This window comes from Pseudoalteromonas sp. Bsw20308 (assembly GCF_000310105.2).
Lineage (GTDB): Bacteria > Pseudomonadota > Gammaproteobacteria > Enterobacterales > Alteromonadaceae > Pseudoalteromonas > Pseudoalteromonas fuliginea.
The window spans coordinates 105,626-119,110 of record NZ_CP013138.1; the positions used below are offsets into that span (position 1 = coordinate 105,626).

Annotated in this window: 11 protein-coding genes; 6 read left to right on the forward strand and 5 right to left on the reverse strand. The window is 39.4% G+C overall.

Annotation, left to right across the window (positions count from 1 at the left end):
- Positions 1 to 25 precede the first annotated feature (25 nt).
- Positions 26 to 1,420 carry a hypothetical protein gene (locus D172_RS00430; RefSeq protein ID WP_007377373.1) on the reverse strand — a complete coding sequence of 465 codons (1,395 nt, stop codon included), beginning with the start codon at positions 1,418 to 1,420 and terminating at the stop codon, positions 26 to 28.
- A 28-nt stretch (positions 1,421 to 1,448) separates the two neighbouring features.
- A complete protein-coding gene (locus D172_RS00435) occupies positions 1,449 to 3,848 on the reverse strand; it encodes a TonB-dependent receptor (protein WP_007377374.1) in 2,400 nt (799 codons plus the stop codon).
- 140 nt (positions 3,849 to 3,988) lie between these two features.
- On the opposite strand from D172_RS00435, the gene D172_RS00440 reads away from it, so the two are divergent.
- A complete protein-coding gene (locus tag D172_RS00440; protein WP_007377375.1) occupies positions 3,989 to 4,387 on the forward strand; it encodes a MerC domain-containing protein in 399 nt (132 codons plus the stop codon).
- A gap of 390 nt (positions 4,388 to 4,777) precedes the next feature.
- On the opposite strand, the gene D172_RS00445 is transcribed toward D172_RS00440, so the two are convergent.
- From D172_RS00445 to D172_RS00455, 3 genes are all read right to left on the reverse strand, one after another.
- Positions 4,778 to 5,026, reverse strand: coding sequence for a DUF3297 family protein (locus D172_RS00445; protein WP_007377376.1), 249 nt, complete (start codon positions 5,024 to 5,026; stop codon positions 4,778 to 4,780).
- Between the two features lie 232 nt (positions 5,027 to 5,258).
- Positions 5,259 to 5,468 (reverse strand): cold-shock protein, encoded by a 210-nt coding sequence (locus D172_RS00450; RefSeq protein ID WP_007377377.1) that lies wholly within the window; start codon positions 5,466 to 5,468, stop codon positions 5,259 to 5,261.
- A gap of 185 nt (positions 5,469 to 5,653) precedes the next feature.
- Complete coding sequence (locus D172_RS00455; protein ID WP_006792548.1) at positions 5,654 to 5,863, reverse strand: cold-shock protein; 210 nt, start codon at positions 5,861 to 5,863, stop codon at positions 5,654 to 5,656.
- 677 nt (positions 5,864 to 6,540) lie between these two features.
- Here D172_RS00455 and D172_RS00460 point away from each other — a divergent pair.
- The 5 genes from D172_RS00460 (at position 6,541) to D172_RS00480 (ending at position 13,405) form a co-directional block, all read left to right on the forward strand.
- Positions 6,541 to 6,903, forward strand: a complete 363-nt coding sequence (locus tag D172_RS00460) for a hypothetical protein (protein WP_007377378.1) — start codon at positions 6,541 to 6,543, stop codon at positions 6,901 to 6,903.
- 207 nt (positions 6,904 to 7,110) lie between these two features.
- A complete protein-coding gene (locus tag D172_RS00465; protein WP_007377379.1) occupies positions 7,111 to 8,700 on the forward strand; it encodes an alkaline phosphatase in 1,590 nt (529 codons plus the stop codon).
- 11 nt (positions 8,701 to 8,711) lie between these two features.
- On the forward strand, positions 8,712 to 10,502 hold the full coding sequence (locus tag D172_RS00470; protein ID WP_007377380.1) for an alkaline phosphatase: 1,791 nt from the start codon (positions 8,712 to 8,714) through the stop codon (positions 10,500 to 10,502).
- Between the two features lie 139 nt (positions 10,503 to 10,641).
- Positions 10,642 to 11,355, forward strand: coding sequence for a hypothetical protein (locus tag D172_RS00475; RefSeq protein ID WP_007377381.1), 714 nt, complete (start codon positions 10,642 to 10,644; stop codon positions 11,353 to 11,355).
- 286 nt (positions 11,356 to 11,641) lie between these two features.
- Positions 11,642 to 13,405 carry a P-loop NTPase fold protein gene (locus D172_RS00480; protein WP_007377382.1) on the forward strand — a complete coding sequence of 588 codons (1,764 nt, stop codon included), beginning with the start codon at positions 11,642 to 11,644 and terminating at the stop codon, positions 13,403 to 13,405.
- Positions 13,406 to 13,485: the final 80 nt, after the last annotated feature.

Below are 13,485 nucleotides of genomic sequence, written 5' to 3' on the forward strand. Positions count from 1 at the left end.
TTTAACTTAAAGCGTTAGTTTTAAATTAATGGTCGTGACCTTCATCTTCTACCTCTTCTGCAATCCCCAACCAAGTAAGGCTTGCAGGCGGAAAAGTTAACTCTAGCTCACCTTCAACTTCTAGATCTTCTAGGTGCACTTGCACTATGTGTTGAGCAATTGGGTCGGCAATATAAGCAAACTGACCATTTTGCGCCACTGTCATACTAAAGCTCATACCTTCGGGCATTGTGGTTACGTCTGCCTGAGTAATATCGACTTGGCCTGCGAGTTCCCAGTGCATTTCGCCGTCATGGTCATGTCCTGTAAGTACATTTAAAAAGCCTAGACTGTCGAGTACTAAAAAGTGTTCACCACTGGCTGAAAAAGAATAAGATACAGCACTTGCGCCATCAGCAAGTTGCCATTCTACTTCTTCCATTTCGGCATTTTCAGGATGAATGCTAAGTAATACTGAATCACTGCCATCGTGTCCTGCGGCTATGCCAAAAATTGTGTCGTTGTTTTTGTGGCCGTACAAAGTACCAATACGGTGAGCGCCTACGGCGTTTATATTTACAACTTTTTTAGCGTTGTATACATCACCTTGCTGGTGAGCAATCAATACACCATCGCCACAACCAAATACAACATAATCGTGATTTTGTGCTGCGCCGTGTAAATCGGGGCAGGTTACTTCTAACGTTTGCTCTAGTTCGTAATTACCATCGTGAAGATGATATACACCCACTTGATCGGGAAGTACTTTGGCATTAGATGTGCTACTTGCATCGTCTCGACGAATGGTTGAGAGTAAATGCTCACCGCGAGGCTCAGCTACACCATGCATGTTAATATCGTAGTTAATGCCAGTAAGTGTGGCTGTTGCATTGGTAATATCGTTATCGGTTAATACTTCAACCGAAGCAGAAGCGCCTGAATCTGCATCGCCATCGTAAAATATTGCTAATTGTCCGTCGTGAGTTATTAAGTGTGTAGGGCGGCTGCCGCTTGTAAGCTCGTAACTACTAAACACCGGGCTTTGCTCGTAATCATGTAAATGAGCGCCGTGATCTTCGCGCCACATACCGCCGTCTATAAACCCTAGGTAATCTTGAGTACGATTAGCAATAACAGCATAACGAAAGTCAGGTGATGCAGATAACGTGTTTGAGTCATCGTTTAATACAAACGTATCAAGTAGTGCGTTATCGTCTAAATCAAAAAAGCTCGCTTCGTTGCTGTCACCTGCCAGAACAGCAAGCCTGCCAAATGAGCTTATGGTATAGCCGTCGTCATGCTCGTCATCACTTTCATGCTCGTCATCTACCACAGCAATAGGATCTTTTTCTACAATGTTGGTTTCTGCATCGCCACAGGCGGTAATTAATGTGCTGCTTACTGCAAGTGCTATCAATTTTAGTTTGAATAATTTGGTCATATTAGTTTCCCTTTATTTAAAATTCTTTTTAGAAGTAACCGCGAATACCAAATGCGAAACTTCGTCCTGGGCGTGGCGCTATCTCTTTTAAAAATGAGCTATGCACGCGTGCCTCTGTATCTGTTAGGTTTGTACCTTTTAAATACAGAGATAGGTCTTGATTAAGTATCGATAGGTCGTAACTCACACTGGCGTCAATTAGGGTGTAACCGTCTGTCGCAGTTTCTTCAGGAGCCGTGCGATCTTGATCTTGGTAGCGAGTTACATGAATATGCGCACTGAATTTTTCGGTTTGGTAGCTAAATTCAGTACCGAAACGCAGTGGAGGTGTACGCGGCAGGTCGCCGCCGTCTTTAAGGCGTGCACGTACATAATCTGAGAATAAATCTAACTTGAACTCATCTGTTAATTGCCACGCAATTTGCGCTTCAAACCCGTGTAAAATTACATCATCTGTTTTAAATAAATAAACAGGAAGCTCTTCTGAGTGCTCGTCCTCGTCGCCATGATTGTGCTCATCTTCATCATGGTTGTGGCCACTGTCGGCGTATAAGCCGGTATTTATTTGGTAGTAATAGTTGTCTACTTGGTTATAAAAAGCGTTAAATATAAAGCCAATATCACCTTGGGTTTTACGAAAGGTTAAATCAATATTATTGGCAGTTTCTAGGTCTGTTGTTTGCTCAGACAAACCTAAATGGCCATCTTCATCTAAATCAAATAAGGCGCCAACTTCATAAGTTGCGGTGCCAATATGTGGCCCAAACGACAATAATTCAGACGCAGAAGGTGCGCGCTCTGAGCGCGATACCGAAAGCCCTAAGTTATAGTTAGGTGTAAAGTCCCATACTACACCGGCCGACAAACTGACTGGCGTAAATTCATGCTCTGCATCAAATACGCGAGTAAAATTGGTTTCTTCTTCGTGATTATGATCGTCATGTTCATCACTTTCATTATGTGCATGAGCATCAATACTTGGCAGTAATACATTGCTTGCGTTAAGTTCTACGCGCTCTATTCGGCCACCTAATTGCACTAAAAAGTCGCCAAAGTGCCTTTCTTCCATTAACGCTACAGCAAAGCTTTCGGTCTCTGATGGCGGTGTAAAAGCTTCTTCACCTTGCGCCTCTACATCACTATTTTTATAGTGAAAACTAAAGCCGCCATTCCACTCGCTAAATTGGTTATGTAGTAGGTCTATGCGTAATTCGTTTGTTTCGTTTTTAAAGGTAGTGCCAACAGCGCCACCCTCAATCTCAGCGTGTTCGTAGTCGGTATGGCCAGCGCGCAGATTTACCTTGTTTAGCCACTTATTATTTAGATTGAATTCACCTAGTAATTGCACTTTGGTTTGCTCTAAATCGGCAAATACGCTTTCCTCGTCACTATGCTCACTTTCATCACCATGAGAATGACCAGGAATACCGTATTGGCGATTAAATTGCTCTATTGCTAAACCTATAAAGCCGTTATCCATTAAATAGCTAGCGCCAACAGTAAAACCTTCAGATTCTTCATTACTGTTTTCAACTTTATAGTCACCACTTTGACCTTCATCGTCGCTGTCTATATCGGCAGCGACAGGTACCTCGTAGTCATCGGCTTCACGCCAAAACGCATCGGCATAAAAAGCAAAAGAGTCTGTACCTGTAGTGGCATTAAACGAGGCTACTTTTTGATTATCTACTGAGTTGTGCTCTACGTTCCATTCGCCGCGTGTTGTGCTGTCGGTTGGTACGCGATTATCAACTATATTTACAACGCCCCCAATAGCGCCACTTCCGTAAAATAAGGTCGCAGGACCGCGTAATACTTCAATTTGTTGTGCGGTAGAAGCCTCTGATGCTACCGAGTGATCGGGGCCAACGCGCGACACATCACTTACATCAAGGCCATTTTGAGTTATAAGTACACGGGGGCCACTTAGTCCACGAATGATTGGTGTACTCGCCACCTTGCCATGAAAATTGGTATTTACACCGGGGAGTTTTTCAAGGGTGTCACCTAGTGTAGCGGCTTGATCGCGCCTTAATTGTTCGCCTGATAAAACGCTGACTGGTGAGGCTGACTCCATAGCCGACATATGAATTGGTGTTGCCTCAATGTCTATTACTTCAATAGGTGAGCGCTGAAGCGTAAACGATACAGAGCGTGTTTCATCTGTATCTATAGTAATATCACGATGTAAATGCGCATAACCTGGCGCAACGATGTGAAGCTCTTTGAGTCCATTGTTTAGTTTGGCTATTACAAAGTGACCGTTTTTATCGGTGGTGACTTTTATGTCTGAGCCTTCAAGTTCTATTACAGCATTACTTATAGCGCTGCCTTGTGTATTTACCACTGTGCCTTGAATGGTTTTTGCAAGCACACTCGCGGGAAATAAAGCGGCTATTAAAAGAGCTAACTGTGATTTTTTTTTCATTCTACCTTACTCTTGGTATGTTATATTGTATCAATTGTGCTTCAAATGTTATAATGTAGCAAGTGTAATTAACGATTGTTATTTAAATGCTTATGCAAAAGTAAATATTTATTTTTAGACATTGATTAGTAGAGGAAAAAATGAAATCGAGTCAAAGTGTAATGGATCGTCTAGCAATAGGGCTTTCGTTAATGTGTACAGTGCATTGTTTTGCAACGCCAATTATTTTAGTACTTTTACCTAGTTTGGCAGCACTACAACTAGATAACGAACAGTTTCATATATGGATATTAATGGCGGTGCTACCCACAAGTTTACTTGCGTTAAGCTTAGGCTGTAAAAAACATAAACAGTTTAGTTATATGGCTTTTGGGATTGTGGGGTTGTGCTTAATGTTACTTGCTATTTTTATAGGGCATGAAGGTGCAGAAAAGGTGCTAACTTTAACTGGCTCAGCTTTTATAGCTGTAGCACATTGGTTTAACTATCGTCAGTGTCTTAAAAAAGAAGATGAGGATTGTCCGTGCTCAGGTAATTAATCTGATCAAATAGTTTAATGCCTATATTATGGTGGTATAGCTCTCATCGACTAAATGAATATTGATTTATATTAAAGACTCAGCTTTAAAAGGCGAGTTTTATACCAATCAGCAGTAATACTTGATTAATTTGAGGGCTTAAACCTGATGCTAACTGTGTTAAAAGTTTCTGATATACGACTGCATGGATGCAGGAGATAGAGCAATGCAGGAGCAATTAGTGATAACAACTAAATAACGAAATTTTTGCTTTGTAATCGACACGATTTTCTTACCTAAAAATAGCTCACTTAATTAAGCAGATTGGTATTAAATTTAAAAACACTATAAAAACACACAAAAAAAGCGACTACCTAATAAGGTGTCGCTTTTTTAGTAAGCATTATTAGCTTACTTGTAAAAGGCTTCAACAGTGCCTTTTCTTGTAAGTAAAAGTGGTTGCCCGCGACGATCAAGCCCTTTTGGAGATGCAAATTTTATCCAACCTTCGCTGATGCAGTATTCTTCAACATCAAAACGCTCTTTGCCGTTGAACGTGATACCAATATCGTGTTCAAAAACGTCTTCCACATGATGTGGGCTGCGTGGATTAATAGAAAGGCGATCTGGTAAAGCAGGTTTTGCGGTAGTGTCGTTCATGGTCATATTCTATATTGAATGAAGTATGCGCTATTGTAGGCAATACAAAGCTTTCGCTCAAGAGAGATAGTCGTAAATGTGTTTAAAAATGTACTAATTAATGAGTTGTGTATACAAATGAGATTGAGCTTGGAAAATATTTACAGAGGAGGATTTTGAAGATATTTGACTAAAAAATGATAAAGGTAAAAATATTAATGGGTTATCTCTAACCCACTAAATTGTTTAGCAATTAGATGCAAACAATGTTTTCGGCTTGTGGGCCTTTTTGACCTTGTGTAACAGTAAACTGTACACGTTGGCCTTCAGCTAAAGTTTTAAAACCGTCGCCAGAGATTGCGCTAAAATGTGCAAAAACGTCTGCGCCAGATTCTTGCTCGATAAAACCAAAACCTTTTGCTTCGTTAAACCATTTTACTGAACCAGTAGTTGTATTAGACATAATATGTACCCTAAAAAATTAATATAAGTGTGCCTGAAAAGAGGCAATTGAGCCGGAAAAAATAGTTAACTTGAGGATATCGTGTAGGATTATTACTAAAACAACTCGGTACTAACAAATAAAACAGAACTTCTTTCAAACTAGTATTCAAAATGGGTTATTGCTAACCCATTTAACGAAAGCAATTAGATGCTAACGATGTTTTCAGCTTGTGGGCCTTTTTGACCTTGAGTAACAGTAAACTGTACACGTTGGCCTTCAGCTAAAGTTTTGAAACCGTCACCAGAGATTGCGCTGAAATGAGCGAAAACGTCAGGACCAGATTCTTGCTCGATGAAACCAAAACCTTTTGCTTCATTGAAAAATTTAACTGTACCAGTTGTAGTATTAGACATAATAGTATCCTAAGAATTAATAAAAGTGCGCCTTAAATTAAGGCAATTTAACAGGAAGAAAACATACATTTAACTGAGGATAACGCGAAGGATTATTACTAATATCAACGTGGTACTTACAAATAAATAGGGTTTTCTATCAACCCGATGCGAAGCAGGATAACAGTAAGTTAAGCCGTATACCAAGCTTTATTGTGATTTTATTTTAGAAGTACTACTTTTTTATCTGTTAATTATTAGCCAGTTTACTAACGCCTATGCAGATTTGTTTTTTAAAATTAAATTAAAGCTTTTTAAATCAGTTTGTTATGTTTTATGTGGTGTTCTTTGAAGTGAATTAAATAGAAACCTCAAGTGCTTAAAACGTCTATCACTTATCTGTTTAATTTTTATATGGATCTTAGATTATTTAATTGACTGGCTCTAAATTGCAAATTTAGGTGCTAATAATGCAATCCAAAGCGTTTCAGTAATTATTTTAGTAATCGATTTTATGTCCACTTTGATGAGTTTTACCTCTTTTTATATTTATAGAGGCAAGCGTAGCGTTTTGCACTCTGAGCCTAACTTAAATCTAGTTTTTTGTTGGTTTTATATATTTATTGTAAATAAATTGTACAAAACTGTATTGTTGACCTAACCTGTTTGTTCCTATTTTGGTTTAATTAAGGATAAAAATGAAAACTATATTAATTTCTACAGGTATTATTTTAGCGTCTGTTTTTTCTGCACAAGCGAGCGCTGATCAAATGGAGTGTTATATAGATACTCAGGCATATGACCAATATACTGCTAATTATTGTTCGGCGTTAATTTATGGCAAAAGTAAAGCAACGGCAGTATTTAGAGTGGTAGGTAATGGCTCTGATATTGATAGTGTTGTTTGGTCAAATGCAGCATCATCTTGTGGTGTATCGGGTACATCATGCTCATTTTCGATAAAATCGTTTAGAGGTTATAAAGCGGAGGCAACTGTACTATATACTAATGGTACGTGGAGCAAAGTTTCTGCAACAGCTTCGTTTGAGGATGGTCGTTAATTAAAATAATAAAATTTAATTAAATTGCTTAAGCGCAGCATTTAACATGCTGCGCTTTTTTATGTCTTTTTTTTGTAAAATATTAGTCACTTTTTGTTCACCAAAATTACCTTTTTTAGTCATATCTTTTTTCTATAGTGCAGCGGTTACTCATTTGAGATTTTTAACTTCAAGCAAAAAATAACCACTAAACAATGGGAATTATGAATGAAAATTAAAAAAGTCGCTGCGGCAATCGCTCTAACGTTTGCGTTTAGCGCAGTGAGCCATGCAGATGTACTACCGCAAAGCCAAAAAGACAGCAGCTGGTATAGCGCTGCGCAAACTAAACTAACAACAAAAACAGCACAAGCGCAGGCTACACAAGCCACTAAAGCTAAAAATGTCATTTTATTTGTGGGCGATGGCATGGGTATTTCTACTCTTACCGCAGCGCGCATTTTGCAAGGGCAGCGTAATAACCAATCTGGCGAAGAAGGTTATTTAAGCTTTGAAGAGTTCCCATACTCTGCACAAGTTAAAACGTATAACGTAGATGCCCAAACTCCCGACTCAGCAGGCACGATGACGGCAATGATTTCGGGTGTTAAAACCGATGTTGGCGTAATTGGTGTAGATGAAGATATTGAACGCGGCGTGTGTTCAACAGTGGCAGGTAATGAATTACTTACAGCTACAGAACTTGCTGAAATTAAAGGCCTTGCAACAGGCGTTATTTCTACAGCACGTATTACTCATGCAACCCCTGCTGCAACGTATGCTAAATCGGCTGACCGTAACTGGGAAGACGTATCCGATATGCCAGAAGATGCCGTAACGGGTGGCTGTGAAGACATTGCATCGCAACTGGTTAACTTCGAAAAAAACCTAGAAGCACGATTTGTAGGGACCGACGTAGACGGCCTTGATTTTGTAATGGGTGGCGGTCGTCGTCACTTTTTACCAAAAGACGAAACAGCTAACTCAACAGATGCAGTAAGCGCTATAGAAGGCGACCGTACAGACGAGCGCAACCTAGTAACTGAGTGGCAAACACAATACCCAGATGCTACGTACGTGATGGATCAAACAGGCTTTGATGCAATAGCGGATGACGCCACTAAAGTATTTGGTTTATTTAACGAATCCCACATGCAGTACGAAGCTGACCGCGCAAACGATGTAGCGGGCGAGCCTTCGCTTACCGATATGACCACTAAAGCAATTGAAGTGCTTGGTAAAAACGATAACGGATTTTTCTTAACGGTTGAGTCGGGAAGAATTGACCACGCGCACCACGCGGGTAATGCATACAACGCGCTTAACGACACCATTGAGTTTGCTAAAGCCGTGCAAGCAGCGGTAGATAACACCAACCCAGAAGAAACCCTTATTTTAGTAACCGCCGATCACAGTCATGTATTTACTATTGCAGGCTACCCTAAGCGTGGTAATCCAATTTTAGGTCAAGTAGTTGCAGTAGGCGAAACTACTCCAAGCTTAGCCGCCGACGATATGCCGTACACCACAGTAGGTTACGCAAATGGTTTAGGCTTTAGAAACTTAGGCGACGAGACTGATGCTGATGCAAGTTACACAAGTGCTGCGGTAGCAGGGCGTGTTGAGCTAAATGGCGTTGATACAACAACCCCAGGTTTTCACCAAGAAGCAACCGTACCAATGGGTTCAGAAACACACGCAGGTGAAGACATATCTTTGCATGCTAAAGGTCCTGGTGCTCAGCTAGCACAGGGCGTAATTGAACAAAACGTTGTATTTCATTTAATTAATCAAGCTCTTGAACTAACTCAGCAATAATGGCGGCTAACATGAACAAATTAACGGTACTTTCTTTGGCAGTAATGGTCGCGCTTGCAGGTTGCTCGAGTGACGATAACAAAAATGAAAATAATATTATCGCAGTAGATAATACTATTGCAGTGGGCTCTGAGCAGTGCATTAATGGTGGCGTAGAGACGCAAGTAGGCGCAGATACCAATAATAACGACGTGCTAGACAGCGATGAAGTTAACTCAACTAATTTAGTATGTAATGCACCCGCAACGTCGCTAACAAGCGAGCAGTTAGCCTCGCTCACTAGTAATACTTGGTTTAGTGAAGCACAAACAAAATTAGGTGCTGCACAAACAGCCAGTAGCAACATTGTTACTGAATCAGGCAAAGCTAAAAACGTTATTTTATTTGTTGGCGATGGTATGGGTATTTCTACCATAACCGCAGCACGTATTTTAGCGGGTCAGTTAGAGGGCGAAATGGGTGAAGATCACCAGTTAAGCTTTGAAACTATGCCTTTTTCAGGCTTTGTAAAAACATACAACGTAGATGCGCAAACGCCAGATTCGGCAGGCACTATGACCGCAATGGCATCGGGCGTTAAAACCGACGCAGGCGTTATTGGTATAGATGAAGCGGTTGAACGTGGTAATTGTGCATCAGGCAAAGGGCACGAACTTGTTACCTCGTTAGAGCTTGCTGAAATTGCAGGCAAAGCAACAGGGATTATTTCTACAGCGCGTATTACTCACGCAACACCAGCTGCAACGTATGCTAAATCGGCAGAGCGTAACTGGGAAGATATCTCCGATATGCCAGAAAGTGCCGCAACATGTGAAGACATTGCATCGCAACTGGTTAATTTTGAAGCCAACCTAGAAGCACGCTTTAGTGGTGTTGATGTAGACGGTATTGACGTAGTAATGGGCGGCGGTCGTCGTCACTTTTTACCAAAAGATGCCGCGTTTAATTCAGCCGATGCAGTAAGTGCAGTTGAAGGGGATCGTACAGATAATCGCGACTTAACCGCAGAGTGGAAAACGCAATATCCAAATGGCACGTACGTAATGGATCAAACCGGTTTTGATGCAATAAGTGACGACGCCACTAAAGTATTTGGCTTATTTAACGAGTCCCACATGCAGTACGAAGCTGACCGCGCAAACGATGTTGCAGGCGAACCTTCGCTTTCACAAATGACCGAAAAAGCAATAAACGTACTTGATAACAACGAGCAAGGTTTTTTCTTAACGGTTGAGTCGGGTCGAATTGACCACGCGCATCATGCGGGTAACGCTTATAACGCGTTAAACGACACTATTGAGCTTGCCAAAGCCGTTAAAGTGGCGATGGAAAACACCAACCCAGAAGAAACATTAATAGTTGTAACTGCCGATCACAGCCATGTATTTACCATTGCCGGTTACCCTAAACGCGGTAACCCAATTTTAGGTAAAGTGGTTGCAGTAGGTGCAACTGAGCCAAGCTTAGCTGCCGACGATATGCCTTATACAACGGTTGGTTACACAAATGGTGGTGGCTTTAGAAACCTAGGTAGCGAGACCAATGCCGATGCAGGTTACGCGTTTGCACCGGTTACAGGGCGTGTTGATTTAACTGATGTTGATACAACAACACCGGGCTTTCATCAAGAAGCACTTGTACCAATGGGCTCAGAAACACATGCCGGTGAAGACGTAGGCGTTTATGCAATGGGGCCAGGTGCACACTTGGTAACAGGCACAAACGAGCAAAGTTTTTTATTCCATGTAATGGACTTTGCCGCTGACTTTGTAAAAACCGCAGACGAAAAACTAGCGCAATAAATACCGGCAAGCTATAAATTTAGTTAAATATATCTAAATAAAAAACCCCGCCTACTTTGCGGGGTTTTTGTCATTAAACTGACATTTATAATCGTTATGTTATTGCCATAAACTTGAAATATAAATAAGAGATAGCTAAATGAAAAAAGCGTTATTAATAATTGCCACGCTTGTAAGTACAAGTAGCTTTGCCTCGCAATGTGATATTGATGCCAAGCATTTAAAAGCGGATTATAAAATTACCAACAGCCATAAAACGCAGCAAAGTAGTGAGTCACTTACCCTTTGGCGAAACAATCAGCAAGTAGCGCATCAAAGTGAAGTAATAACCGAACTTTGGCAGCACTTAGCCAATAATCAAATACGACCAATACGTTACTTTAATGCCCAGCAACGCGGTATTGAATATCAACCATCTGAGGTACGCGGCGTACAAAATTGGAGTGCTAAAAGTCAGCTGGTGGATAACCACCTAATCGAAAAAATGACCCTAGTAAGCACACAAGGCACAGGCTGTGATGAAGTAAAAAACTATACACTGAGCGAAAATGGCAACGACTTTAACCTTGCCTTTATTACGCAATCAAAATTAGTTAAAACATTTAGTATTAGTAATAAAAAAAGCCAAACAACCACCTTACTTAGCCTTAATAATGTAAGCACTGATGAGCCATTAATTATTGCTCAATTTGCACAGTGGGATCGCTTTCAAACCACCGATTACGCCGATATTGGCGATAACGAAGGCGACCCATTTTTAGCTAAAATGATAAACCTTGGTTTTATTGAGCACGGCGCAACAGGTTTTTATAACCAGCAGGGCAAGGCTATTCAAGGCGGGCACCATCACTAGGTTTTTAAATGTTGTAGTTCATAGCTAAAAAATCACAGGCCGCTATGAGCTACAAGCCAATATTCAAAAATAGATTAATTTAAGCCATTCCCACCCAGGTAATACAACAAACACTTTCCTATTTTTATAAAACACACACCATCAGCCGTATAATATTTATAGTTGGTAATAATTTATACTATTTGATATTAATAGAAGTTCTCATCATAGGGACATTGATACGATAAAATTAGGAAAAATGTCCCTTGGTAATATATCAACTAACATCGTGATCATTGGGGCTACAATGAAGCAAGCGGATCAAATTATAGAGCTATTACAAGACACATCATTCCCTCAGGTTGTATTACTTGATGGAGCATGGGGGAGTGGTAAAACACACTTTATTAAGCACTATTTAAGAGCAAAAATTGAAGAGCTATTTGGTCAAAAAGTCTATTTTTTCTCTCTTTATGGTATTTCAAGTATCGATGACTTTAGAGATAAAATAATCTCATTATCGCTGACTGACAAAGAAGAGGCTTCTGTATTCGCAAAGTATTTCTCTAAAGCCATTGATGGAGCAGCACAGAACCTTGGGGAAAGAGGGATTGGTGCTGTATTAAGTGGGGCTGCGGGAGCATATAAATACAAACTATATGGTGAGCTTGATGATTGTATATTGATTTTAGATGATTTGGAGCGTGTTGCTGATGAAAAGCTAATTAAAAATATTTTAGGTGAGAGTTTAAGTTTAGCTGAGTCAAAAAATATAAAAGTAGTTGTTGTTGCAAATGAGGACAAACTTAATTGTAAAAACGATATTGAAAAAGTATTTGCGGATAAATATAAATTTAGCTTTACACATGAGGAGGTGGTTTCAATCCTTAAAGTAGAATATGAAAATCTTGATGATCAATTAGCTAACGAGCTTCTTTTAAATATTACTGCAATAAACTCTAAAAATATTAGAGTTTTAAAAAGAGCTTTATCAAAGTTTACACGTATTCAAAGAGAAGTATCTGAAATAAAAAATGTTGTGCTTGACCAAGCACTGTCGAGAATTTTAAGTGATATAGTAAGAATTTGTTGTGCGAAGTTTGAACATTCCTTCTCTAAAGAAAAAATTATCGATGCAATTGATTCGAGAATTATAAGGCAAATAAAAAAAAGTAATGACGAAGCAGAAATTGAAGGTTATAAAAAATTAGATGCAATATTTGAAGGCGCGATTAATGGATCTAATCAGAAGTTATTAAGTTACTGTTGTGATGGGCTTTATGAATTTTCCAACTTAGAAGTTGAACTAAATTTACCAATGAGACAGACGCTCCTAGATGCTATGCAATCTATATGGGTTCAAAACCAATTATCAGAAAGTGATTTTAAACATGGAGTTCAATTACTAGAAGAGTACATCTTCTCTAAAAATGATATAGATATTTACAAGTGGTTTAGCACTTGTGATATATACATATATATGCAGACTAACAAAGTGATCGAGTCGACAACGTATACGAAAGCTACCCTGTTAAGATTATGTGATGATATTGACGTTAATCAATTTAAAATTACAGCAGTAGAGGATGATTTTGATCAAAGAAGGCGTATTAGTTTTTACAATGAAGAGGTTGATAAAAGATTTAACTTGAAGAAAGCAGAGTTAGAAACTTTAAAGGCTAGTAATAAAAACTCGGAATTTTCTCAAAAATTTCAAGCATCATGGGCTAGTGTAAAAAATGAGGCTCACCAAAATTTGATGCACACGCCATTTTTTCAAAATCTTAATGTAAATATTGTCAAAGCAGCTCTTCAGACTTGGTCTAACGAGGAGGTTTTTCAGTTCGTAAGATTCATTAATGAGAGATACCGCTTTAGTAATATTGACGATTATTTTCAGCCAGAATTAGAAGCTTTAAAAACAATATCTTCAATGGTGGGCTCTTTATTAAAAGAGATTGGTTTTGGACTAAAAGTAGCTAGTCTGAGTGAGCTTCATGAAAAGTTACTTGAAGCTCACTCTAAAATGGAACTAAATATTTCAAAAAAAGAGCAAATAGCTGGACAGTGAGCTATTCAATCAGATGAACAATAATCGTCTTTTTCTACTACTAGATTATTTTATTCGTTATTGCCTCTCAACGAGGCAAT